The sequence below is a fragment of the Streptomyces sp. NPDC057950 genome (assembly GCF_042887295.1).
Classification (GTDB): domain Bacteria; phylum Actinomycetota; class Actinomycetes; order Streptomycetales; family Streptomycetaceae; genus Streptomyces; species Streptomyces kaempferi.
In genome coordinates, this window is the sequence record NZ_JBHVPP010000039.1 from 14,478 (window position 1) to 37,779 (window position 23,302).

Here is a 23,302-nt window from a genome sequence, read left to right on the forward strand (position 1 = left end):
GACGGCGTGAGGCTGACGATTCTGGGCGGCGGCGGATTCCGCGTGCCGCTCGTGTACGGGGCACTCCTCGGGGACCGCGCCGAGGGCCGCGTCACCCGTGTCGTCCTGCACGACGTGGACGCGGAACGGCTGACGGCCGTCGCCCGTGTGCTGAACGAGCAGGCCGCGGGGGACGCCGACGCCCCCGAGGTGTCCTTCACCACCGACCTCGACGACGCTCTGCGCGGCGCCGACTTCGTCTTCTCGGCGATCCGGGTCGGCGGCCTGGAGGGCCGGGCGGCGGACGAGCGGGTCGCCCTCGAAGAGGGGGTCCTCGGCCAGGAGACGGTCGGCGCCGGCGGCATCGCGTACGGCCTGCGCACGGTGCCGGTCGCCGTCGACATCGCCCGGCGGGTGGCCCGGCTCGCCCCCGACGCCTGGGTCATCAACTTCACCAACCCGGCCGGTCTGGTCACCGAGGCCATGTCCCGCCACCTCGGCGACCGCGTGATCGGCATCTGCGACTCGCCCGTCGGCCTCGGCCGCCGGATCGCCACCGTCCTGGGCGCGAACCCCCGCGAGGCATTCATCGACTACGTGGGGCTCAACCACCTCGGCTGGGTACGGGGGCTGCGCGTCGGGGGCAGGGACGAACTGCCGCGGCTGCTCGCCGATCCCGAACTGCTCGGCTCCTTCGAGGAGGGCAAACTCTTCGGCGTCGACTGGCTGCGCTCCCTGGGCGCCGTCCCGAACGAGTACCTGCACTACTACTACTTCAACCGGGAAGCCGTCAGCGCCTACCAGCGCGCGGAGAAGACGCGCGGCGCGTTCCTGCGCGACCAGCAGGGGCGGTTCTACGAGGAGATGAAGCGCCCGGACACCGCCGCGCTCACCGCCTGGGACCGCACCCGGGCCGAACGCGAGGCCACTTACATGGCCGAGAACCGGGACGCGGCCGGCGCGGGCGAGCGCGCCGCCGACGATCTCTCCGGCGGCTACGAGAAGGTGGCGCTCGCGCTGATGCGGGCCATCGCCCGCGACGAGCGCACCACCCTGATCCTCAACGTCCGCAACCGCGGCACCCTCGCGGTGCTGGACGCGGACGCGGTCGTCGAGGTGCCCTGCCTCGTCGACGCCAACGGCGCGCACCCCGTCTCGGTCGCCCCCCTGCCGGGCCACGCCACCGGACTGGTGTGCTCGGTCAAGGCGGTGGAGCGTGAGGTGCTGTCCGCGGCGGAGTCCGGCTCGCGCACGACCGCCGTCAAGGCCTTCGCCCTCCACCCGCTGGTGGACTCGGTGAACGTGGCCCGGCGACTGGTCGACGGATACACCTCGGTCCACCCCGGTCTGGCGTACCTCGGGTGAGCGCGGGTGGGGGTACCCGGCCGGGTGACGGCCGGGTACCCCCGTGGAGGAGGTGTCAGCCGGTGAACCCGGCGGTGATGGAGGTGAACTGCCAGGTGTTCTGGCTGATGCCCGAGCAGTTGCTCACCACGCCGCCCCCGGGGCAGGGCCGGTCACGGTTGACCGCCCAGTAGGCGAGCCGGGCGATGTGGTGGGTGTTGGCCCAGTCACGGATCGAGGTCCAGATGGCAGGCGTCGTGTTCTCCTGCTGGTCGGACAGGCCGTTCATGCCGGAGATGCCGATGTGGGAGTACGCGGTGGCGTCGTCCCAGCCGAAGGTCGACTTCAGCTTGGCCTTCAGCCCCTCGGTGGCGTTGACGGTGTTGTTGTACATGTCGGAGCCGCCGCCGAAGTCGAACGGCATGATGGTGAAGACGTCGATGCCCGCGTTGAGGGACTGCGCCTGCTCGATGAGCCGGTTGCCGTAGTACGTCGGACCGGTCGTCGAGGTGCCGAAGGTGACGATCGTGCGCAGGCCGGGGTTGTTGGCCTTCACGGTCTTCAGCGCGGTCAGGATCTTCGCCTGGACGGCCTCGTTCTCGAACTCGTCGGTGTTCTCGACGTCCATGTCGATCGCCTTGAGGCCATAGGCGTCGATCACCTTCTGCAGCGCGCCCGCCAGCGCACCGGCGGAGGAGCAGTTGGCGCCGAGCTTGCTGCCCTGCCAGCCGCCGAACGACGGGACGACGTCACCGCCCGCGGAGCGGATCTGGTTGATGACGGTCTGGTCGGTGCCGCCGGTCAGCGGCCGGCTGCTGTCCCAGGCGGGGTTGCAGCCGCCCGAGTCGAGCATGAACGCCATCGTGAACCACTTGACCCCGGTCGAGCTCATCACCGAGGTCGCGCTCGGCGGGTCGCCCCAGCCGAGGTAGAGGTAGGGCGCGGCCTGCTTGAAGCCGGTGGGGCCGCCACCGCCCGCGCTCGTCGTCACGCTCACCGAGTTCGAGGCCGCGGAGGTGTTCCCGGCCGCGTCCCGAGCCTTGACCGTGAAGGTGTACGCCGTGCTCGGCGACAGCCCGCTGACCGTGGCGCTGGTGCCGGAGACGCTGAGCACCTGGTTCGAGCCGCTGTAGACGTCGTACGCGCTGACGCCGACGTTGTCGCTCGAGGCGCCCCACGACAGCGACACGCTCGACGAGGTCTTGCCGGTGGAGGTCAGGTTCGTCGGCGTGGTCGGCGCCTGGGTGTCGGAGCCGCCCCCGCCGCCCGGACCGTCCAGGCTGATGTCGTCGGCGTAGTAGGTGCCCTGCGCGTACCAGCCGTGGACATAGATCTTGGCGCTGGTCTGCGAGGCGCCGGTGGTGAAGGACACGGAGAGCCGGCTGTACGCCGACGGGGAGGTGGTCCAGGTCGAGGCACCGCCGTCCACGCCGAGGTAGACATAGTTGCCGCGCACCCAGCCCGAGAGGCTGTACGTGGTGTTCGGCTGCACCGAGACGGTCTGGCCGCACTGAGCGTTGTCACTCGAACTCACCGCGCCCGCGAGGGCCTTGGAGCCCCCGTGCACGGGACTGGAGACGACCGAGCCGAGGTTCCCCGTACAGGACCAGGGGGAGAGAGTGCCCGACTCGAGGCCGGGATTGGACAGGATGTTGGCCGCCTGGGCCGTGGTGGGGAGGGCGACCGCCCCGGCCAGGGCCAGGGCGGCGGTGCCGAGCAGAGCGAAGAAGCGACGTCTGGAACGTCCGAGGTCGGTGATGCGCACGCGATCTCCCTGAATAAATGGGGGTGTTCGGGAGTGCTGAGAGGTGCGCAACCAAGTTGGTATGGACCAATCGCGCTGTCAAGACGCTGTGCGAGAACTGGTCCGGACCGGTGGGCCGACAGGGGACACGAGGGGAGTGGAGAAGCGGGCCGGGGAGAACGAGGGGAACGGAGAGGGCGCCGGAGGGGGAGACGGTGAAGGAGAGGGCGAAGTCGGTGGGGCGGGGCGGCCCGCGACGACGGGCGCGGCGTCGGTCAGGCGGGAGCCACGGCGGCGCTGCTCGCACCCGTGGACGCGGACGCGGCGGCGGACGCCGTGACCGGTGCCGTGGCGACCTCCGCCGCCGGGGCCGGGACGGCCGGGAGCGTGGGGGCGGGAGCGGCGGCAGGGGCGGGAGTGTGGGACTCGGTGCGCTGCTGCGGCACCGTCACCGGGCGCACCGGACGCGGCCCCGCCACCACGGTGTAGTCCGGCGCGAGCGCCGCCGGCACCAGTTCGCCCGTCTCCTCACCGAGTGCCAACTGCACAGCTGCCCAAGGGGCGTTGACGCCGCACTGGGCGAGCTGGTGCAGACCGCCCGCCGGACGGGTGTTGACGTCCATCAGAACCGGCTCGTCGCCGAACATACGGAACTGGATGTTCGTCAGATAGTGCAGCCCGAACGCCTCCGCGAGCAGCCGCGCGGGCTCGATCCACGAAGGGTGGAGCGTGAAACCCCGGCGTCGCCCGTTCTTGGTGCGCCCCACCGCCATCCGGACCCGGCCGTCCGGACCGGTCAGGCAGTCCACGGACACCTCCGGCTCCGCCAGGCGCGGCATGACCAGCCAGTCGACGGGCTCCTCGGACTGCCGCATCGCCTCCACCACCAGGTCGAGCGGCACGTACGGGCTCGGGAACCCGTTGAGATGCATCATCGTGAAGGGGGTCCGTGTCAGGACGCGGAAGCCCACCCCGCCCGCGCCCGCCGCGGGCTTGAAACAGGCGCGGTGGCCGTCGGCCTCCAGCACCTCGACCGCCGCCACCAGTTCCTCCGGGGTACGCACCCGCCACCACGGAGGCACCGGCACGCCCACGGCCTCCACCGCCCGGTACGCGGTGGCCTTGTCCTGGAAGACGGCCACGGCCTCGACGGTCGGCGCCAGCAGAGCCGTGCCCAGCGCGGCGAACTCCGCGCGGTGCGCCACGATCGCCGGCTGGTGCAGGACCGGCACGAACACGTCGATGGAGTGCCGCGCGCACTGGTCGAGCGCGTACTCGACATAGGCGGCGGGGGAGAGACCGTCCGGCTCCATGGCGGCGGTGTCGGCGGCCGCCAGCACGGGGGAGTCGGGATCACCGTGCGTGGCATGGATCTCGACCGCGCGGCGCTGCGGATTACTTCGCAGCTGGTCCATGAAGAACACGTTCTCCGCGTACGTGCGGTTGAGCCAGACGCGTACGCGAGAGACCATGCAGGCCGCCTTTCACGGTTCCCGGGCACGGCGGAGCGGGCCGTGCCCGGCCAAGGGGGAGGGAGGAACACCAAGCCGCCGTACGCCAAGGTAGGTTCATGGCGGCCGTGTTGGGGCGATCATAAGGGGAGCGGGACCGCAGTGGTGCTACGGGCCTGTTACGGAATTCCCGGGACGCGGCACCGGGCCCCCCGGGCCGCGACAGGACCTCGCCGCGCGCGGTCCGTTCTTGTCCCGCGAGGGTGAATGTGTTCTTGTGTTTCCAGTCCTTTTCTCGGAGGTGGCGAGGGTGCGGTCGACGGCCGGCGGACACGGAAACCTGCTGGCCATCAGCGACCTGCACATCGGGTATCCGGAGAACCGCGCCCTGGTCGAGGAGATGCGCCCCTCGACGGACGACGACTGGCTCCTGGTGGCCGGTGACGTCTCGGAGACCGTGGCCGACATCCGCTGGGCCCTCGAGACACTCGCCGGACGCTTCCGCAAGGTCGTCTGGGTGCCGGGCAACCACGAGCTGTGGACCCATCCCAAGGACACCGTGACGCTGCGCGGTGTGGAGCGCTACGAGCACCTCGTGGCCCTCTGCCGGGAGCTGGGCGTCACGACGCCCGAGGACCCGTACCCCGTCTGGGACGGGCCGGGCGGCCCTGTCGTCGTGGCTCCCCTCTTCCTGCTCTACGACTACTCGTTCCTGCCGCCGGGGTGCGCGACCAAGGACGAGGGCATGGCGTACGCGGAGAAGACCGGGGTGATCTGCACCGACGAGTACACCCTGCACCCCGACCCGTATCAGAGCCGCGAGGCATGGTGCCGGGCCCGGGTCGCCGAGACGGAGCGCAGGCTCACCGAGCTGCCCGACGACCTGCCCACGGTGCTGGTCAACCACTATCCGCTGGACCGCCACCCGACCGACGTCCTGCGCTACCCCGAGTTCGCGATGTGGTGCGGCACCGGGCTGACCGCGGACTGGCACCGCCGGTTCCGCGTCGAGGTCATGGTCTACGGTCACCTTCACATCCCGCGGACCACCCATCACGAGGGCGTCCGCTTCGAAGAGGTCTCGGTGGGCTACCCCCGTGAGTGGCGCCCCCGCCCGGGGCCGCCGGGAACACTGCGCCGCATACTGCCGATGGAGGTCGGAACCGGTGATCGAGGAGCTGCTCCCGGACTCGGTCGTGAGCGTGGAGGCGCTCGGTGACGACGCGGCCGAGGGCACGCGGCTGTATCCCGAGGAAGAGGCGCTCGCGGTCACGTTCGTACACAAACGGCGCAGTGAGTTCGCCGCCGTACGCGGCTGTGCCCGGCAGGCCATGGAGAAGCTCGGGGTGGCCCCGCGCGCCATTCCGCGCGGGGACAGCGGAGCGCCGGTCTGGCCCGCGGGGCTGATCGGCAGCATGACGCACTGCGAGGGCTACTGCGCCGCGTCCCTCGCCCACGCCGGTGACCTGGCCTCCCTCGGTATCGACGCCGAACCGCACCAGGAACTGCCCGAGGACGTCATCGCCTCGGTGGCGTTGCCCACCGAGCTCGACCGCCTGCGCCGGCTGGCGGAGCGGGACCAGTCCGTGCACTGGGACCGGCTGCTCTTCAGCGCCAAGGAGTCGGTCTACAAGGCGTGGTTCCCCCTCATGGGGCGGTGGCTGGACTTCCTGGAGGCGGACATCGACCTCTTCGAGGACGGCGGCCCGGCACCGCACGGCACCGGAGCGGGGGCTTTCGCGCCCGGGGACCCGGTGTCCAGGGACTCTCCGCGGGGTCCCGTCACCGGCGGTCCCGAACGCTCCGGCGGATTCCGGGCCGCTCTCCTGGTACCGGGACCGCCGGTCGGCGGGCGCCGGATCCAGTCCTTCGACGGACGCTGGACCGTCCGGCAGGGCCTGCTGGCCACGGCCGTCACGGTGCCCCACGGCGGAACGGGCGCGGTATAGGACGAGGAGGCCGGCCCCCCGGGGTGCCGGCGGCCTGGGGCAACCTCTCCCGTGGCCGAGGCGATGTCCTTCCCCGCGGCCGGGGAGTCCTTTCCGCGACGGGGACAGCCCACTCTGCGGCCGGGTCCGCCTTCCTCATGGCCGGGTCCGCCGTCCCGTGACCGGGCTGTCCTCACGCGAGCCCCGCCCGGGTCGTGCCGCGGCGCCCGCCCGGGTGCTCCGCCCGGAGCGCGGGGCCTCAGGGCAGCCGCCCGCCGGGCTCCGGACACCAGCGGTGCAGGAGCCGGAAGAACTCCTCCTCGTTGCCCGCGAGTCCGGCCGCCGCCAGCGCCCGCTCCGCCTCCGCGAGCGCGGACGGCGCCACCACAGGCGGCCGGTGCGTGTCCGGCGTACCGTCGAAGGCGGCCCGTACGGTCTGGAGGAGACGCAGATAGGCCTGCACGGCGGCGCGTTCGTGGTCGGTCAGTACGGCGGTCGGCATCGGACGGCTCTCCCCGGGTCGGCTGGTCGTGAGCGGTGCGTGGCACTACGTGACCCCAGCTTGCCGTCCACCACTGACAATGCCGTTTCGATGTGCGGGGGTTCGCCCGCTTAGCGGAGGCGAAACCTCACGGAAATCCCTCGTGGGACAGGAGCCCTAGGCTGGGAGGAGGAGCCGGAGGCCGCCCGCTCGGTGGCCCGGGAACAGGAGGTGAGCCCGTGGCCGACGTACCGCCTCGGCGTCCGAGGCGCAACCTGCGACTGCGCTCGGTGGGCGGCGCGGAACTGCGCCTGCAGCATCGCGTCGTGCACGGCTACCGGCGTGCCTACCGCGTGGCGGGCGAGGGCCCCGCGCTGGTCCTCATCCACGGCATCGGCGACTCCTCGGCGACCTGGGCGGACCTGATCCCCGACCTCGCCCGCACCCACACCGTGATCGCGCCCGACCTGCTGGGCCACGGGGCCTCCGACAAGCCGCGCGCCGACTACTCGGTGGCCGCGTACGCCAACGGCGTCCGCGACCTGCTGACCACGCTCGACATCGAGTCCGCGACCCTGGTCGGTCACTCGCTCGGCGGAGGCGTCGCGATGCAGTTCGCGTACCAGTTCCCCGACCGTACGGAACGGCTGATCCTGGTCAGCGCCGGAGGCGTCGGCGGCGAGGTCAACCCGGTGCTGCGAGCCGTCTCACTGCCGGGTGCCGACCTCCTGCTGTCCGCACTGCGACTGCCCGGCATGAGATTCCAAGTGGGCCTGTTCTTACGTCTGATGAAGCTCCTCGACACCGACCTCGGTCAGGACGCGCCGGAACTGCTGAACCTCGTGGACGCCCTGCCCGACGCGACCTCCCGCAGCGCGTTCATCCGCACCCTGCGCGCCGTGGTCGACTGGCGCGGCCAGTCGGTGACCATGCTGGACCGCTGCTATCTGACCGAGGGCATGCCCACGATGCTGCTCTGGGGCGACCGGGACAGCGTGGTGCCGGTGCGGCACGCGTACGGGGCGCACCGGGCGATGCCCGGCAGCCGGCTGGAGATCTTCGAGGGCGCGGGCCACTTTCCGTTCCACAGCGACCCGGCGCGCTTCCTCGGCCTCGTCGAGGAGTTCACCAGCACCACCAGTCCGGCCGACTGGAGCCGCGAGCACTGGCGTGAACTGCTGCGCGCGGGCCGCCCCGGCACGACGGTGGGGCAGCCGGACACCGCGCACAACCGGGCCGTGGAGCGGGACCTGCGGGAGGCGAGCGAACGCAGCGCGACCTGACCGCCCGGGTCGCCCATCCGACGCCCGCGGTCTCCGGGCAGGCGCGCACGACGTCCTGGGAGACGGCGCGCGCTCCCGGCGGTTCGCCGCCCGCCCTCACCGCAGGAGACCTCGCGGGCGCGGGCGGCTTCCCTCGGGCCCGCGCCACCCGGACCGGGTGGCGCCGTCACCCGTTCGGCCGAGTCGGGTCCCGTCGCTCGCAACCGGTACGGTCCCGGCGGGCTGGGGGCGTCCCTCCTCCGTGGGGGCCGTGTTCCCGTTCCGACGGGGCCGGGCCCGGACCGCGTGGGACCGGGTTCCCGCCCCGGTGGGGTCGGGGGCGGCCCGCGTGGCGCTGGGTCCCCGTGACGACCGGGCCGGGACCGGCCCGGTCGGGACGCGGCCGGGACCTTGCAGGGTCAGCCCGCGGCCGGTGTCACCGAGGGCTCCGGCGCGCTGAACACCGCGGCGCGCTCGTCGGGTGTGAGCGGCGGCTCGGTCAGCGGGGGGCGCCCAGGACCGCGCAGCACCGCGAGGAGCACCTCGGGCTTCACGAGGGCGGTCAGCGGCGCGGACAGGGTGATCACCGCATGGAGGGCCTTCGCGACGTCCGGACGTCCGGCCGCGGTCCGCGTCAGCCGTTCCACGTAGCGGCCGAACAGTCTCCGTGTCGCGCGGGGCTGCTCGCCGATCGCCTCGGGGTAACGGATGTCCGTTCCCGTGGCGAGTTCCCATGCGACCGTCACCGGGAGCGCCACCGCACGCTGCACCCGCCGCGCGAGACCGGGCGCCGTGATCCCGGACTCGGCGACCTGCCCGCGCAGCGCCACCGCACCCTGGGCGGCCACCGACATCCCGTGCCCGTAGACCGGGTTGTACGTGGCGACGGAGTCGCCGAGCGCGACGAACCCCTCGGGCCAGTCCCGCACCTTCTCGAAGAAGCGCCGCCGGCTGATCGTGCTGCGGGTGAGCACGACGTCCGTCAGCGGTTGGGCGCGCGCGATCAGCTCGCCCACCACAGGATGCCGGACGGCGCGCGCGAACAACTCGAACTCCTCTGCGGAGGCGGTCGGTTGCCCGCCGCGGGTGCCCGAGAGCGTCACCAGCCAGCGCCCGCCCTCCAAGGGCACGATGATCGCGGACCGCGCGGGCACGGGCTGCGCCGGGTCGGGCTGCACGGTGACCACCGGGAAGTCCTCGGTGCCCGCCGGGGCCCGGAAGACCCGGCTGGCGAAGGCGAGTCCGGAGTCCACCTCGTCCATCGGCGCCTGCGGGACACCCAGCGCGTCGAGCCACGCGGTGGACCGCGAACCGCGTCCCGAGGCGTCCACCACCAGATCGGCCTCCAGGACCCGCTCGGTGCCGTCGGCCGCCCGTATCCGCACTCCGCTCACGCGGGCGGCGTCACCCTCGAGTCCGAGCAGTTCCGTCCCGTCCAGGACGGTCATCCGCGCCTTGCGCGCGACCTGTTCGCGCAGGACCGCGTCGAGCAGATCACGGCTGCACGAGATCATGAACTCCGTCTCGGGCCAGCGCCGCAGCCAGCCCCGCGCCGACAGCGTGACCAGGCCGGTCGGCAGCGGGATCCGGCGGGCGCCCGCGGCCAGCCAGGCCGCGGTGACGCCGGGGAGCAGTTCCTCCATGGCACGGGCACCGCCGGACCAGAGCGGATGGGCGTGACGGGCCTGGGGCAGGCCCTTGCGCGGTTCGGGCCCGTTGGACAGGACGTCACGCTCGACGACGGTGACGTCGGCGTACGCGTGCAGGGCCGCGGCGGCCAGCAGACCGGCCGGCCCGGCACCGATGACGACGGCCCGACCGGAGCCGGGGGCGCGGTCGCCTGCTGCCGCGCCCCGGGGGGCGCTAGCGGGATTGCTCATGGAAGTCGCTCTCTGACCTGGCCGCGGCGCGCCCTCGGGCGGCCGCGACGACGGGTGACTGACGCAGGGCCATCGACATCCGCACGAGGTCGCGTGGACCGTCGGTGTAGGCGTACGCGGACCCGGGTCCGGCGGGGGCGGTGGCCGCCTCCGCCGCGCTGATGACCCGGCCCTCCGGGTCGGCCGCCCTGGCCCGTACCGCCGCCGTCACCATCGCCGCGTCGGCCTCGGCCTGTGCCTGGACGGGCTCGGAGCCCGCCGCCACCGCAGCGTCGTAGGCGAGGGCGCGTGCCTCGGAGTCGAAGTAGGGGTACAGGCTGAGCATGCCGTCGTGGATGTCGGACTCGCGCTGGGTGACCTGGAGTTCGGCGGCGGACCACCAGGAGATCCGCACGGCGTGGTCCTCATGGGCCGAGACCGACTGCAGTTCGCGCCACAACGGCCCGAGCCGGCGGTACGTCGACCAGGTGCACCAGCTGTCCCCGATGCGCTGGCAGGCCAGCGGGAGCAGGAACCCGACCGCGCTGACCTGTGCTCCGACCGAGGCCAGCACGGGCGCCACGTCGGTGCTCAGGCCGTCCAGGTCGGTGCCGTTCCAGCGGGCGCCCACGGCGATGAACTTGAGCGCCGAGTAGGGGATGTTGAAGAGGAAGCCGACGGCGATCGTCAGCAGCCCGGCCCGCAGCCAGCCGCTCACCTGGAGGGCCCAGCGCCAGCACATGACGTTCATCGCGACGCCGGCGACGGTCAGCGCGGCGAGGTAGAGCACGATCATCTCGCGGATGAACGGGGTGTTGGCGTAGTACGTATCGAGGTCCCGCAGCCGTTCCTCACGGCAGTCCCCGAGCAGGTACAGCGCGACCAGTGCCACGCTCACGACGCCGTACCCGGTGATCCACCGACGGGAGAGCCGCCTGGTCACCTCGGGAGGTCCGCCGCGCCAGTTGATGATCAGCACCAGACAGGAGGCGCTGAAGGCGGTCAGCAGGCAGTAGACGAGGGGCGCCGAGACGTTGGGGATCCCCGTGAGGTCGTTGACCTCGCCGATGGTGGGCGGCGCCGCGAAGAGGAACACCAGGCAGGCCAGTGCCAGCAGGACGCCCACGGACCTCAGCAGCGGGTCGCGCCAGCCGCGGATCAGGGTGGGCGACTTCACGGCCAGGGCGACGCCCATGGCGACCGCCGGGACGTAGTAGCTGGATCCGTCCATTCCTGGGGAGTGTCCTCAGCCCTTCGGCCCGCGATAGCCGAGGGACGCCTCGATCCGGCCGGCCAGGCCGTCCCGGCTCACCGGCCCGCGCAGCGACGAACCCGCGAGCCACGTACGGCACTTACTGGCGAGCAGCAGGCCGAAGCTCTCGGCCTCCTGCTCGTCGGCGAGGTCGAACCGGGTGCGCGCGGCGACCTTCAGCACGGTCGCCCGCAGGTCCGCGTCGTCGCTGAGCAGACGGGCGGCCACGGCCGCGCCCTCGACATGGTGGCCGCAGTGCCCGGCCTTCATGTGCCACAGCTCGTGGCCGAGGATCACCAACTGGTGGTCGGGGGCGGTGCGTTCCTCGATGACGACCAGGTCCTGCTCGGCCATGTCGAGCCACAGCCCGCTGGCCGTACCGGGCGGGAACGCGGCCGTACGGAACTGGACGGGGCGGCCGCGGCGTCTGCTCATGGCGTCGCACAGGGCGGCGTACAGGGTGGCGGGTTCCGCCGGCGCCGGGAGCGCGAGTTCCGCGACCAGCTCGCCGCACAGACGGCGCATGTCCTTTCCGATGCCCACGGCTCTCCCCCGGATCATGACTCGGGCCGCTTGACGCTTTCCAAGAGCATGTCCAGCCATTCGGCGACCTTGTCGCGGTGCTGGTCGGTGGGCAACTGCGCGGCCCGCCAGGCGATGCCGCGGACACCGTGGTCCTGCAGCAGTCTCTCCAGCGGGTCGGCGGCGGCGGCCGCCGCGACGCGCTCGCGGTCGGCGAGCCGTTGCAGCAGCTCCTGCTCGGAGCGCTGCAGGGCACCCACGAGCGCCTCGGAGTCCTCGGCCGTCAGGAATCCCGCGTGCACCCGGAAGAAGCGCTGGATGGCGTCGCAGTGCTCCATCGTGGGGCGCCGGTCGCCGTTGATGAGAGCGCCCGCCTGCTGACGCGACATACCCGCGCCGTCGGCGATCTCCTGCTGGGTGTACCTGCGCCCGTTGGGCTTGAGCCGGGTGCGGCGCAGCAGGTCGAGACGCTGCAGGAAGCGGGCCTGCAGATCGGGCTCGCCGGCGGGGCGGCCACCGAGCAGCGCCCGCACCACGGGCTCGGGGACGCCGGACCCCACCGAAAGGCGCCGTATGTCGAAAACCTCGGTGTGCTGCACACCCAGCCGGTCGGCGAGCGCGGTGACCCGGGCCACGACGGCCGTCAGCAGAACCGTCGCCGTGGCGCCCGGAACTTCGAAGCCATCCGTCACCGACAGATCTCCTACGTCTCTCTCAGGTCTCTCACATGATGCTCAGGACCCCCGGAGACTAGTCGCTCGCTCGAACTCACATCCAGGTCTCGCCACAACTGTGGCGCGAATCAGCCGTCAACAAGCGCCAAATGCCACGATAGTTGACACGACTGAGCTCGGGGCACCAGGATCGGGGCGCCGCGTGAAGGCCGCATAGGCAAGAGGGGTGACCTCCCGATGGCGTACCAGGCAGGAAGGCAGCGGTCCCAGCCGCGACCTGTCCCCGAGAGCCCCGAGGCTCAGGCGTATCTCCAGGACTACGCCACCCTCCTCGATGCCGTGCCGTTCCCCTCCGTCGTCTTCGACCACCGTTGGGACGTCGTCCTGTCCAACGCCGCGTTCCAGACACTTTTCGGCGGCGTCGGTCCTCATCCGACGGCGATGCCGGGCGACAACTTCCTTCGGTTCGTCCTCTTCCACCCGGACGCGGCCACTGTTCTCGGCGAGCACGAGGCGAGCTGGTGCCTGCCGATGCTGGCCCACTTCGCCGCCGCCGTGGAGCGTGACGGGCAGGACCGCGGGCTGCAGTCGATCCGCCGGGACATCGCCCAGGACCCGATCATGGAGGCGGCCTACCGGCACGGCCTGCCGCACTGGATCCGCGCGGTCGGCCAGGACGCCGTCCAGCACGACGGCGCGGTACGGCCGGTGATCCACCCCGACCCCCGCTGGGGGCGCACGGACTGCCGGATCGTCGACGAGACCCCCAAGAACCTCCAGGACCTGGGCTACACGCGAATGACCCTGGTCCTGCGCGAGACGCGCCGCGACGCGCGGCCCCCGCGCAGGATCGTCCGGACACGCCTCGGCGGCACCCACCTCAGGGTCGTCTGACGTCCCCTGCCGGGGTCCGGCAGGGGGCGCGTCCGGTCAGCCGGCGAACTCCCGCATCCAGGACTCGACTTCGGCGGCCGAGCGTGGCAGCCCGCCCGACAGGTTCTCGTAGCCGTCGGCGGTGACCAGCAGGTCGTCCTCGATCCGGACGCCGATGCCGCGCCACTCCTCGGGCACGGTCAGGTCGTCGGGCTGGAAGTAGAGGCCCGGCTCGACGGTCAGCACCATGCCCGGCTCCAGCACCCCGTCGACGTAGTCCTCGTTACGGGCCTGAGCGCAGTCGTGCACGTCGAGGCCGAGCATGTGACCGGTGCCCGCCATGGTGAAGCGGCGCTGCAGGCCGAGCTCGTAGGCGCGCTCGGCCGGCCCCTCGACCAGGCCCCAGGCCACCAGCCGTTCGGTCATCGAGCGCTGGGCCGCCTCATGGAATTCCCGGTACCGGGCACCCGGCTTCACCGCGGCCATGCCGGCCTCCTGGGCCTCGTGCACCGCGTCGTAGACCTTCCGCTGGAGCGGGCTGAACGTGCCGCTGATGGGGAGGGTGCGGGTGACGTCGGCGGTGTAGAGGGTCCGGGTCTCCACGCCCGCGTCGAGCAGGAGTAGTTCGCCCGGACGGACCGGTCCGTCGTTGTCCGTCCAGTGCATGATGGTGGCGTGTTCGCCCGCGGCGCAGATGGAGCCGTAGCCGACGTCGTTGCCCTCGACCCGGGCGCGGCGGAAGAAGGTGCCCTCGATCCAGCGCTCGGAGGTGGCCACCGCCTGGGACAACTCCTTCACGACATCGGTGAATCCGCGCACCGTGGAGTCCACGGCCCGGCGCATCTCGCCGATCTCCCAGGCGTCCTTGACCAGCCGAAGACCGGACAGCGCCTCCTCCAGCTCGGCGTCCCGCTCGTCGTCCGTCCCCGGCGTCGCGTCCAGCGCCGCGTCGTGGCCGCGTACGACGCGCGTAGGTACGGGGGTGTCCCGCAGATGCCCTGGGAGTGTGCGGATGTCCCGGCAGGCGAGGCCGAGTTCGCGCTCCGACTCGGCGAGGGAGGGGCGGCGGCCCGTCCACAGTTCGGCGGTCATGCCGGTCCAGAACCCGTCGGTGTCCCGGCCGTCGCGGGGGAGCCGATAGCAGTACGCGTCGTGGCCGCCCTCGGACCGGGGTTCGAGGACCAGGGCGCAATCCCGAGACTGATCACCCGTCAGGTGAACGTAGCCGGTGTACGGGCGGAACGGGTAATGGCTGTCGTTCGAGCGGATCCTGAGGCTTCCGGAGGGGATGACGAGTCGCTCGCCGGGGAAGAGCGCGCTCAGCGCGGCGCGGCGGCGGGCCGCGTACGGCGCCTGCTCGACCGGTTGTACGTCGCGCCGTTCGGTGTCCGCCCAGCCCGTGCGCATCAGGGCGGACAGTTCCTCGGAGATCTCTGGATACAGACCGTTCTTCCGGGCCTCGGCCACGGTGGGCACCTCTTCTGTCGGTCGGTCGGTTATTCGGCCGGTCGGTTGTTCGGCAGTTCGGTCCGGGTGGGGTCCCGGCACTGTTCCCACCCATAGAAGCATGTGACATAGTACTGACGTGAGCAAGCGACTGACCTGCGATGTCGTGGTGATCGGAGCCGGAATGGTGGGCTCGGCCTGCGCCTTCTACGCGGCTCGGGCAGGCATCGACGTGGCCGTCGTGGACCGCGGCCCGGTGGCCGGCGGCACCACCGGCGCCGGCGAGGGCAATCTGCTCGTCTCCGACAAGCAGCCCGGTCCCGAACTCGACCTGGCGCTGCTGTCGGGACGCCTGTGGTCCGGTCTCGGGGAAGAACTGGGCGGCGCCATCGAGTACGAGTCCAAGGGCGGCGTCGTGGTGGCCGCCACGCCCGAGGGGCTCACCGCACTGGAGAACTTCGCGGCGGGGCAGCGGACGGCCGGGGTCTCGGCCGTACCGGTACCGGCGGACCGGCTCCACGATCTGGAGCCCCACCTGGCGCCCGGCCTGGCGGGCGGCGTGCACTATCCGCAGGACACCCAGGTGATGCCGGCGCTGGCCGCCGCGCATCTGGTACGCGCTTCGGGCGCGCGGCTGCTCACCGGCCGGACCGTGACCGAAGTGCTGCGCGCGGCGGACGGATCGGTCCAGGGTGTACGGACCGACCGGGGGGACCTGCACGCGCCGGTGGTGGTGAACGCGGCGGGGACCTGGGGTTCGGCGGTCGCCGCGCTGGCGGGCGTGCGGCTGCCCGTGCTGCCCCGGCGCGGCTTCGTGCTGGTGACCGAGCCGCTGCCGCGACGGGTGCGGCACAAGGTGTACGCCGCGGACTACGTCGCCGACGTCGCCAGCGACTCGGCCGCGCTGCAGACCTCGCCGGTCGTGGAGGGGACGGCGGCGGGCCCGGTACTGATCGGCGCGAGCCGCGAACGGGTCGGCTTCGACCGCTCGTTCTCGCTGCCGGCCGTACGGGCGCTGGCGGCGGGGGCGATCCGGCTCTTCCCGTTCCTGACGGACGTCCGCGCCCTGCGGACGTACCTCGGATTCCGCCCGTACATGCCCGACCACCTCCCCGCGATCGGCCCCGATCCGCGGGTGCCCGGACTCTTCCACGCCTGCGGGCACGAGGGAGCGGGAATCGGTCTCGCCGCCGGCACCGGGCACCTCATCGCCCAGGTCCTCTCCGGCGGGACACCCGACCTGGACCTCACCCCGTTCAGGCCCGACCGCTTCGCGCAGGAGGCCGTGTGAATCCCCTGGAGCAGGCGGGCGCCGAGCCGGGGCCCGCGTTCACCGTCACCCTGGACGGCCGCGCCGTCCCGGCGCTGCCGGGGCAGACCGTCGCCGCGGCGCTGTGGACGGCGGGAATCACCTCCTGGCGCACCACCCGCGGCTCGGGGCGGCCACGCGGAGTCCTCTGCGGCATCGGCGTCTGCTTCGACTGCCTGGTGACCGTCAACGGCCGCCCCAACCAACGGGCCTGTCTGGCGCAGGTGCGACCGGGCGACACGATCCGTACGCAGGAAGGGACCGGACATGGCGACTGAGCGGGCGCGTCTCGCGGTGATCGGCGCGGGTCCGGCGGGCCTGGCCGCCGCCCTGGCCGCGGCGGGACGCGGGGTCCGGGTCACCCTGATCGACTCGGCCGCCCGTGCCGGCGGACAGTTCTACCGGCAGCCCGCGGCCGGCCTGCGGGCGCGGCGCCCGGGGGCCCTGCACCACGGGTGGCGGACCTGGGAACGGTTGTCCCGAGCGCTCGCGGCCGAGGTGGAGGCCGGCACGATCACCCACCTGACGGACCATCATGTCTGGCTCGTGGAACGGGTGGAGCGCTCCGCCGAGACGCGTCCGAGCGCGGGCACCGGCGGTTTCGTCGTGCACGCGCTCCGAGGGCCTCTCCAGGAGGAGCCCGCCGCCGTCCGCGCCGACGCGGTCCTCCTCGCCACCGGCGGCTACGAGAAGGTGCTGCCCTTCCCGGGCTGGACCCTGCCCGGCGTCGTCACCGCCGGGGGTGCGCAGGCCATGCTCAAGGGGGCGCTCGTCGTGCCGGGCCGCACGGCCGTCGTGGCCGGCACCGGCCCGCTGCTGCTGCCCGTGGCGACCGGGCTCGCCGCGGCCGGGGTCGAGATCGCCGCGCTCGTCGAGTCGGCCGACCCACGGGCGTTCCTGCGCCATGCCGCGGTGCTGGCCGCACAGCCGGGGAAGGTCGTCGAAGGCGCCGGGTACGCGGCCCGTCTCCTACGGCACCGCGTCCCGCTGCGCACGCGCCACGCCGTCGTCGAGGCACACGGCGAGGACCGGCTCGACGCCGTGACCGTCGCCGCGCTGGACGCGGAAGGACACGTCAGGTCCGGCACCGAGCGGCGCGTCCCGTGCGACACGCTCGCGGTCGGGCACGGCATGCTGCCGCACACCGACCTCGCCGATTCGCTCGGCTGCCGCCTCAAGGGCGTACGGGTGCACGTCGACGAGGAGCAGCGGACCGATGTGCCGGGCGTGTGGGCCGCGGGCGAGACCACCGGCATCGGCGGCGCGGCCCTGTCGCTCGCCGAGGGCCACATCGCGGGACACTCGATCGCCGCCCGGCTGCGCGGCGCGGAACCCGACCCGCGCGAGCGGTCCGCGGCCACCCGGTCCCGTACGCGGCTGCGGGCGTTCTCCGCCGCGCTCGACACCGTCTACGCACCGCCCGCGCGGTGGACGGAGCGGGTCACCGACGACACCGTCGTCTGCCGCTGCGAGGAGGTCACCGGCGGGGCGGTCCGGGCGGCCGTCGACGAGCTGGGCGCGGGGGACGTACGCACCGTGAAGCTGCTCACCCGCGCGGGGATGGGCTGGTGCCAGGGCCGGATGTGCGAGCCCGCGGTCGCCGGACTCACCGGTTGCGAACAGACCCGCGTGCGAAGGCTGCTGGCGCGCCCCGTCCCACTCGGGGTGCTCGCCGGGGCCGGGGAGCCGACGGACGAGTGACCGACCACCGACCCCGACCGCGCTGCGCCTCATCCTGACCCGCAGCCCATCCGTTCCACCGCATCGCACACGCGTCGGCTCAAGGCAGCCGACGGTCGGTAAAATGTCACACCCCATTGAGAGGGAACCGCTGATGACCACCACCGAGAACCGTCCCTGGCGCGGCGTCCTCGTCGCCACCGCGCTTCCGCTGAACGACGACCTCTCCGTGAACCACGACCGGTACGCCGCGCACTGCGCCTGGCTCGTCGAGAACGGCTGTGACGGGGTCGTCCCCAACGGCTCGCTCGGCGAGTACCAGGTGCTCACGCCGCAGGAGCGCGCACGGGTCGTCGAGACGGCCGTGTCGGCGGTCGGCGGCTCCCGGGTGATGCCCGGTGTCGCCGCCTACGGCTCCGCCGAGGCCCGCCGCTGGGCCGAACAGGCCCGCGACGCGGGCTGCGCGTCGGTGATGCTGCTGCCGCCCAACGCCTACCGTGCCGACGAACGTTCCGTGCTCGCCCACTACGCGGCGGTCGCCGAGGTCGGCCTCCCGGTCGTCGCCTACAACAACCCGATCGACACCAAGGTCGACCTGGTGCCCGAACTCCTCGCGAAGCTGCACGCGGAGGGGTTCGTCCAAGGCGTCAAGGAGTTCTCCGGCGATGTCCGCCGCGCCTACCGGATCGCCGAACTCGCCCCGGAACTCGACCTGTTGGTCGGAGCGGACGACGTCCTCCTGGAGCTCGCCGTGGCGGGCGCCAAGGGCTGGGTGGCCGGCTACCCGAACGCACTGCCCGCGTCGAGCGTCGAGCTTTACCACGCCGCCGTCAAGGGCGACCTCGACACGGCCGGCCGGCTCTACCGGCAGTTGCACCCGCTACTGCGCTGGGACTCCCGGGTCGAGTTCGTCCAGGCCATCAAGCTGTCCATGGACATCGTCGGCCGGCCCGGCGGCCCGGTGCGCCCGCCGCGTGTTCCGCTGCTGCCCGAGCAGGAGGCCGCCGTGCGAGCGGCCACCGAGAAGGCCGTCGCGGCCGGCCTCGGCTGAGCCGCCCCGCCGTCCCCCAACCGCCCTCGCTCACCAGGAGTTACGGACCCATGCGCAGCAAACTCGTCCTGCACGCCGTCGACTCGCACACCGAGGGAATGCCCACCCGGGTGATCACCGGGGGCATCGGCACCATTCCCGGCGCGACGATGAACGAGCGGCGGCTGTACTTCCGCGAACACCGCGACGACATCAAGCGGCTCCTGATGAACGAGCCGCGCGGCCACGCCGCGATGAGCGGCGCCATCCTCCAGCCCTCCACCCGCCCCGACTGCGACTACGGGGTGCTGTACATCGAGGTCTCGGGCTACCTCCCGATGTGCGGGCACGGGACCATCGGCGTCGCCACCGTCCTGGTGGAGACCGGCATGGTCGAGGTCGTGGAGCCCGTCACGACCATCCGGCTCGACACCCCGGCCGGCCCGGTCGTCGCCGAGGTCGAGGTCGAGGACGGCGCCGCGAAGGCGGTCACGCTGAAGAACGTGCCGTCCTTCTCGGCCGGACTCGACCGCAAGACCACCCTGGCCGACGGCCGGACGGTGACCTACGACCTCGCGTACGGCGGCAACTTCTACGCGATCCTGCCACTGGAGCAGTTGGGACTGCCCTTCGACCGCTCCCGCCAGGACGACATCCTCAAGGCGGCCCTCTCGCTCATGGAGGCCGTCAACGCCGAGGACGAACCGGTGCACCCCGAGGACCCGACCATCCGGGGCTGTCACCACGTCCACCTGTACGCGCCCGGCGCCACCGCCCGGCACTCGCGGCACGCGATGGCGATCCACCCCGGCTGGTTCGACCGCTCGCCCTGCGGCACCGGCACCAGCGCGCGCATGGCACAGTTGCACGCGCGCGGTGAACTGCCACTGCACACCGAGTTCGTGAACGAGTCCTTCATCGGGACGCGGTTCACGGGACGGCTGCTCGGCACCACCGAGGTCGCCGGCATCCCGGCCGTGCTGCCCAGCTTCACCGGCCGCGCGTGGATCACCGGCACCGCCCAGTACCTGCTGGACCCCTCCGATCCGTTCCCGGCCGGATTCATCCTGTAGAACCCTGGGATACTGGTGGCACGTGACATTGCACATGCCGGTGCGCCGGCCCGTGCGAGCAGACCGGCGCACCGGCCCGTACGAGGAGACACCCCATGCCCGCCCAGCGCAGCAGCGCACCTTCCGCCGCTCCCGCCGCCCTGCCCACGCTCGGCGGCAAGAAGAGCAGCTACCGCGAGCGCGTCGCCGACGCCCTGCGGGCCGCGCTGATCGCGGGCGAACTCCGCGCGGGTGAGGTCTACTCCGCGCCGACGCTCGCCGCCCGCTTCGGCGTCTCCGCGACGCCCGTGCGCGAGGCCATGCTCGACCTCGCCAAGGAGGGCCTGGTCGACACCGTGCCCAACAAGGGCTTCCGGGTCACCGCGGTGTCCGAGAAGCAGCTGGACGAGTACACGCACATCCGGTCACTCATCGAGATCCCCACCACGGTGCGGCTGGCCACCACCGCCGACCCGGTCTCCCTGGAAGCCCTTCGCCCGGCCGCCCGGGAGATCGTGACCGCGGCGGCGGCCGGTGACCTGATCGCGTACGTCGAGGCGGACATCCGCTTCCATCTCGGCCTGCTCGCCCTCGCCGGCAACGCGCATCTGGTGGAGGTGGTCGGCGACCTGCGCAAGCGCTCCCGCCTCTACGGGCTCAACGCCCTCGTGGAGGCGGGCCGTCTCCAGGACTCCGCGGAGGAGCACCTCGAACTCCTGGAAGCGCTGCTGGACCGGGACGGGGAGGCCGTACGCAGGGTCATGACGCGGCATCTCGGTCATGTCCGGGGTCTGTGGGCGGCCGGCTCGTCGATGGCCTGATTACGCAAGTCGTTTGCAATTCTTGCGGTATTCTTGCGCTCATGACACGACGACTTGCTCAGGTGGCGAAGAAGGTCGGGGTCAGCGAGGCCACGGTCAGCCGGGTGCTCAACGGCAAGCCCGGCGTCTCCGACTCCACCCGGCAGGCAGTGCTCTCCGCGCTCGACGTGCTCGGCTACGAGAGGCCCACCCAACTGCGCGGTGAACGCGCACGGCTGGTGGGTCTCGTCCTGCCCGAGCTGCAGAACCCGATCTTCCCGGCGTTCGCCGAGGTGATCGGGGGAGCGCTGGCGCAGCTCGGTCTGACCCCGGTGCTCTGCACCCAGACCAAGGGCGGGGTCTCCGAGGCGGACTACGTGGACCTGCTGCTCCAGCAGCAGGTCTCCGGTGTGGTGTTCGCCGGCGGTCTGTACGCGCAGGCCGACGCGCCCCACGACCACTACCGGCAACTCGCGGAACGCAACATCCCGGTGGTGCTGGTCAACGCGGCCATCGGGCACCTCGGCTTCCCGGGCGTCTCCTGCGACGACGCGGTGGCCGTCGAACAGGCCTGGCGGCATCTCGTCTCGCTCGGCCACGAGCGGATCGGCCTGGTGCTCGGACCCGCCGACCACATCCCTTCGGGCCGGAAGCTGGCGGCGGTGCGGAGCCTCGCCCCCGAGCTGCCCGACGAGCACATCGGCCGGGCCATGTTCTCCATCGAGGGCGGCCAGGCGGCGGCCTCCCGGCTCATCGACCGAGGGGTCACCGGCTTCATCTGCGCGAGCGACCCGCTCGCCCTCGGCGTGGTGCGGGCCGCCCGCCGCAAGGGACTTGACGTGCCGTCACAGGTGTCGGTCGTCGGGTACGACGACTCCGCGCTGATGAACTGCACCGAGCCGCCGCTGACCACCGTGCGTCAGCCCATCGAGGCCATGGGCCGGGCGGCCGTCGAGTTGCTGAACGCACAGATCGGCGGCAGCAGTGTGACGCCCGAAGAGCTCCTGTTCGAGCCCGAGTTGGTGGTGCGGGGGTCGACCGCGCAGGCGCCTCGCCGTTGAGACCGGCTCGACGGCGTGAGCGCCGTGCCGTCGGCGTCCGTCCGACCGCGCAAGCGCCTCGCCGTCGAGATCCATTCATCTGTCAAATAATTACAGATTCTGCGTGACATCTTGCGCACCCCTGTCGGCGGTGCTTGAGTGTGCGGCGCCCACCGCTCCTGCCCAAGGCGCCCAACCGCTCCTGCCCAAAGGGGTCCACCGATGAGAAATCCCGGGTTCCGCCGTACCTTCGTCGTCTTCACGGCGTCCGCTTTCGCGCTCACCGCCACCGCCTGCGGTTCGAGTGGCGACGACGGTTCCGCGGGTGGCAAGACCCGCATCACGGTCAACTGCGAGCCGCCCAAGAGTGCCAAGGTCGACCGCTCGTTCTTCGATGCCGACGTCAAGGCCTTCGAGAAGGCCAACCCGGACATCGACGTCGTCACCCATGACGCGTTCCCGTGTCAGGACCCCAAGACCTTCGACGCCAAGCTCGCCGGCGGCCAGATGGAGGACGTCTTCTACACGTACTTCACCGACGCCAAGCACGTGGTCGACATCAACCAGGCCGCCGACATCACGTCCTACGTCAAGGACCTCAAGAGCTACGGCACCCTCCAGCAGCAACTGCGCGACATCTACACCGTCGACGGCAAGATCTACGGCGTCCCGCGCACCGGGTACTCGATGGGCCTCATCTACAACAAGGCGCTCTTCACGAAGGCCGGCCTCGACCCCGACAAGCCCCCGGCCACCTGGGAAGAGGTGCGCGCGGACGCCAAGAAGATCGCGGCGCTCGGCGGCGGCACCGTCGGCTACGCCGACTACAGCGCCCAGAACCAGGGCGGCTGGCACTTCACGGCCGAGCTCTACTCGCAGGGCGGCGACGTCGTCGATCCGGACGGCAAGAAGTCCAGCGTCGACACCCCGGAGGGCAAGGCCGTCCTGCAGAACCTGCACGACATGCGCTGGGCCGACAACTCCATGGGCACCAAGCAACTGCTCGTCCTCAACGACGTCCAGCAGATGATGGGCTCCGGCAAGCTCGGCATGTACCTCTCCGCGCCCGACAACATCCCGATCCTGGTGAAGGAGAAGGGCGGCAACTACAAGGATCTCGCCCTCGCCCCCATGCCCGGCGGCAAGGGCACGCTCGTCGGCGGTGACGGCTACATGTTCAACAAGAAGGACAGCCCGGCGCAGATCAAGGCCGGCCTCAAGTGGCTCGAGCACATGTTCCTGACGCCCGGCAAGGGCTTCCTCGGTGACTACGCCCGCGCCAAGCAGAACAACGCCCCGGTCGGCCTGCCCGAGCCGCGTCTGTTCACCGGCGCCGCGGACGCCAAGGACCAGGAGGTCAAGAAGGCCAACGCGAACGTGCCGGTGGAGAACTACCAGGGCTTCCTCGACGGCAACCAGAGCCTGCAGATGAAGATCGAGCCGCCGCAGGCCCAGCAGATCTACTCCGTCCTCGACGGCGCGGTGTCCGCGGTCCTCACCAAGAAGGACGCCAACATCGACCAGCTCCTCAAGGACGCCTCCGGCAAGATCGACTCCATCCTGGCCCGAGGCTGAC

The 23,302-nt window shown here is 72.0% G+C and carries 21 protein-coding genes; 13 read left to right on the top strand and 8 right to left on the bottom strand.

Annotated features, from left to right (window positions below; translation table 11 throughout):
- Positions 1-6: 6 nt before the first annotated feature.
- The gene (locus ACFVTC_RS40830; protein WP_390134639.1) at positions 7-1,344 is read left to right on the top strand and encodes a 6-phospho-beta-glucosidase; all 1,338 of its coding nucleotides are present in this window, start codon (positions 7-9) and stop codon (positions 1,342-1,344) included.
- 55 nt (positions 1,345-1,399) lie between these two features.
- On the opposite strand, the gene ACFVTC_RS40835 is transcribed toward ACFVTC_RS40830, so the two are convergent.
- Positions 1,400-3,088: a carbohydrate binding domain-containing protein gene (locus ACFVTC_RS40835; RefSeq protein ID WP_390134642.1), complete on the bottom strand. Its 1,689-nt coding sequence runs from the start codon at positions 3,086-3,088 to the stop codon at positions 1,400-1,402.
- Positions 3,089-3,342: 254 nt separating this feature from the next.
- Positions 3,343-4,539 (bottom strand): ATP-grasp domain-containing protein, encoded by a 1,197-nt coding sequence (locus ACFVTC_RS40840; protein ID WP_390134644.1) that lies wholly within the window; start codon positions 4,537-4,539, stop codon positions 3,343-3,345.
- Between the two features lie 289 nt (positions 4,540-4,828).
- On the opposite strand from ACFVTC_RS40840, the gene ACFVTC_RS40845 reads away from it, so the two are divergent.
- Both ACFVTC_RS40845 and ACFVTC_RS40850 read left to right on the top strand, forming a co-directional pair.
- On the top strand, positions 4,829-5,737 hold the full coding sequence (locus tag ACFVTC_RS40845) for a metallophosphoesterase (protein ID WP_365218164.1): 909 nt from the start codon (positions 4,829-4,831) through the stop codon (positions 5,735-5,737).
- Positions 5,685-6,467, top strand: coding sequence for a 4'-phosphopantetheinyl transferase (locus ACFVTC_RS40850; RefSeq protein WP_390134646.1), 783 nt, complete (start codon positions 5,685-5,687; stop codon positions 6,465-6,467). Before ACFVTC_RS40845 ends, ACFVTC_RS40850 begins: the two co-directional genes overlap by 53 nt.
- A 238-nt stretch (positions 6,468-6,705) precedes the next feature.
- Here the strand turns inward: ACFVTC_RS40850 and ACFVTC_RS40855 are convergent, their stop codons facing one another.
- Positions 6,706-6,948: a hypothetical protein gene (locus ACFVTC_RS40855; RefSeq protein ID WP_168531061.1), complete on the bottom strand. Its 243-nt coding sequence runs from the start codon at positions 6,946-6,948 to the stop codon at positions 6,706-6,708.
- Between the two features lie 218 nt (positions 6,949-7,166).
- On the opposite strand from ACFVTC_RS40855, the gene ACFVTC_RS40860 reads away from it, so the two are divergent.
- Positions 7,167-8,210 (top strand): alpha/beta fold hydrolase, encoded by a 1,044-nt coding sequence (locus tag ACFVTC_RS40860; protein ID WP_390134648.1) that lies wholly within the window; start codon positions 7,167-7,169, stop codon positions 8,208-8,210.
- A 398-nt stretch (positions 8,211-8,608) separates the two neighbouring features.
- Here ACFVTC_RS40860 and ACFVTC_RS40865 read toward each other — a convergent pair whose 3' ends face one another.
- Genes ACFVTC_RS40865 through ACFVTC_RS40880 form a run of 4 tightly spaced genes read right to left on the bottom strand, consistent with a single transcriptional unit; the run spans position 8,609 to position 12,514 of the window.
- Positions 8,609-10,069: an FAD-dependent monooxygenase gene (locus tag ACFVTC_RS40865; RefSeq protein ID WP_390134650.1), complete on the bottom strand. Its 1,461-nt coding sequence runs from the start codon at positions 10,067-10,069 to the stop codon at positions 8,609-8,611.
- Positions 10,053-11,279: an MAB_1171c family putative transporter gene (locus ACFVTC_RS40870; RefSeq protein ID WP_390134652.1), complete on the bottom strand. Its 1,227-nt coding sequence runs from the start codon at positions 11,277-11,279 to the stop codon at positions 10,053-10,055. The genes ACFVTC_RS40865 and ACFVTC_RS40870 overlap by 17 nt, the downstream gene beginning before the upstream one ends.
- A gap of 15 nt (positions 11,280-11,294) precedes the next feature.
- A complete protein-coding gene (locus ACFVTC_RS40875; RefSeq protein WP_390134711.1) occupies positions 11,295-11,825 on the bottom strand; it encodes a toxin-antitoxin system, toxin component in 531 nt (176 codons plus the stop codon).
- Positions 11,826-11,857: 32 nt separating this feature from the next.
- Positions 11,858-12,514: a helix-turn-helix domain-containing protein gene (locus tag ACFVTC_RS40880; RefSeq protein WP_390134655.1), complete on the bottom strand. Its 657-nt coding sequence runs from the start codon at positions 12,512-12,514 to the stop codon at positions 11,858-11,860.
- A gap of 219 nt (positions 12,515-12,733) precedes the next feature.
- Here ACFVTC_RS40880 and ACFVTC_RS40885 point away from each other — a divergent pair, with 219 nt between their 5' ends.
- Entirely contained in the window at positions 12,734-13,390 is a 657-nt protein-coding gene (locus ACFVTC_RS40885) for a hypothetical protein (protein WP_390134657.1), read from the top strand.
- Between the two features lie 36 nt (positions 13,391-13,426).
- On the opposite strand, the gene ACFVTC_RS40890 is transcribed toward ACFVTC_RS40885, so the two are convergent.
- A complete protein-coding gene (locus ACFVTC_RS40890; protein WP_390134660.1) occupies positions 13,427-14,836 on the bottom strand; it encodes an aminopeptidase P family protein in 1,410 nt (469 codons plus the stop codon).
- A 118-nt stretch (positions 14,837-14,954) separates the two neighbouring features.
- Between ACFVTC_RS40890 and ACFVTC_RS40895 the strand changes: the two genes are divergently transcribed.
- From ACFVTC_RS40895 to ACFVTC_RS40930, 8 genes are all read left to right on the top strand, one after another.
- On the top strand, positions 14,955-16,106 hold the full coding sequence (locus ACFVTC_RS40895) for an NAD(P)/FAD-dependent oxidoreductase (protein WP_390134662.1): 1,152 nt from the start codon (positions 14,955-14,957) through the stop codon (positions 16,104-16,106).
- Positions 16,103-16,402 (top strand): (2Fe-2S)-binding protein, encoded by a 300-nt coding sequence (locus tag ACFVTC_RS40900; protein ID WP_390134664.1) that lies wholly within the window; start codon positions 16,103-16,105, stop codon positions 16,400-16,402. Before ACFVTC_RS40895 ends, ACFVTC_RS40900 begins: the two co-directional genes overlap by 4 nt.
- The gene (locus tag ACFVTC_RS40905) at positions 16,392-17,825 is read left to right on the top strand and encodes an NAD(P)/FAD-dependent oxidoreductase (protein ID WP_390134666.1); all 1,434 of its coding nucleotides are present in this window, start codon (positions 16,392-16,394) and stop codon (positions 17,823-17,825) included. Before ACFVTC_RS40900 ends, ACFVTC_RS40905 begins: the two co-directional genes overlap by 11 nt.
- Before the next feature lie 133 nt (positions 17,826-17,958).
- A complete protein-coding gene (locus ACFVTC_RS40910; protein ID WP_390134668.1) occupies positions 17,959-18,855 on the top strand; it encodes a dihydrodipicolinate synthase family protein in 897 nt (298 codons plus the stop codon).
- A 50-nt stretch (positions 18,856-18,905) separates the two neighbouring features.
- Positions 18,906-19,907: a proline racemase family protein gene (locus ACFVTC_RS40915; RefSeq protein WP_390134669.1), complete on the top strand. Its 1,002-nt coding sequence runs from the start codon at positions 18,906-18,908 to the stop codon at positions 19,905-19,907.
- Positions 19,908-20,002: 95 nt separating this feature from the next.
- The gene (locus tag ACFVTC_RS40920; RefSeq protein ID WP_356804225.1) at positions 20,003-20,707 is read left to right on the top strand and encodes a GntR family transcriptional regulator; all 705 of its coding nucleotides are present in this window, start codon (positions 20,003-20,005) and stop codon (positions 20,705-20,707) included.
- 41 nt (positions 20,708-20,748) lie between these two features.
- Complete coding sequence (locus ACFVTC_RS40925) at positions 20,749-21,747, top strand: LacI family DNA-binding transcriptional regulator (RefSeq protein ID WP_168531072.1); 999 nt, start codon at positions 20,749-20,751, stop codon at positions 21,745-21,747.
- A 201-nt stretch (positions 21,748-21,948) separates the two neighbouring features.
- On the top strand, positions 21,949-23,301 hold the full coding sequence (locus ACFVTC_RS40930; RefSeq protein ID WP_390134672.1) for an ABC transporter substrate-binding protein: 1,353 nt from the start codon (positions 21,949-21,951) through the stop codon (positions 23,299-23,301).
- The last annotated feature ends 1 nt before the right edge of the window (position 23,302 follow it).

Excerpts from the sequence above, each read along its gene's own strand:
- ACFVTC_RS40910 (WP_390134668.1), top strand. The coding sequence starts at position 17,959 with ATGACCACCACCGAGAACCGTCCCTGGCGCGGCGTCCTCGTCGCCACC.
- ACFVTC_RS40875 (WP_390134711.1), bottom strand. The coding sequence starts at position 11,825 with ATGCGCCGTCTGTGCGGCGAGCTGGTCGCGGAACTCGCGCTCCCGGCG.
- ACFVTC_RS40870 (WP_390134652.1), bottom strand. The coding sequence starts at position 11,279 with ATGGACGGATCCAGCTACTACGTCCCGGCGGTCGCCATGGGCGTCGCC.
- ACFVTC_RS40855 (WP_168531061.1), bottom strand. The coding sequence starts at position 6,948 with ATGCCGACCGCCGTACTGACCGACCACGAACGCGCCGCCGTGCAGGCC.
- ACFVTC_RS40885 (WP_390134657.1), top strand. The coding sequence starts at position 12,734 with ATGGCGTACCAGGCAGGAAGGCAGCGGTCCCAGCCGCGACCTGTCCCC.
- ACFVTC_RS40905 (WP_390134666.1), top strand. The coding sequence starts at position 16,392 with ATGGCGACTGAGCGGGCGCGTCTCGCGGTGATCGGCGCGGGTCCGGCG.
- ACFVTC_RS40915 (WP_390134669.1), top strand. The coding sequence starts at position 18,906 with ATGCGCAGCAAACTCGTCCTGCACGCCGTCGACTCGCACACCGAGGGA.
- ACFVTC_RS40840 (WP_390134644.1), bottom strand. The coding sequence starts at position 4,539 with ATGGTCTCTCGCGTACGCGTCTGGCTCAACCGCACGTACGCGGAGAAC.
- ACFVTC_RS40930 (WP_390134672.1), top strand. The coding sequence starts at position 21,949 with ATGAGAAATCCCGGGTTCCGCCGTACCTTCGTCGTCTTCACGGCGTCC.
- ACFVTC_RS40865 (WP_390134650.1), bottom strand. The coding sequence starts at position 10,069 with ATGAGCAATCCCGCTAGCGCCCCCCGGGGCGCGGCAGCAGGCGACCGC.
- ACFVTC_RS40920 (WP_356804225.1), top strand. The coding sequence starts at position 20,003 with ATGCCCGCCCAGCGCAGCAGCGCACCTTCCGCCGCTCCCGCCGCCCTG.
- ACFVTC_RS40925 (WP_168531072.1), top strand. The coding sequence starts at position 20,749 with ATGACACGACGACTTGCTCAGGTGGCGAAGAAGGTCGGGGTCAGCGAG.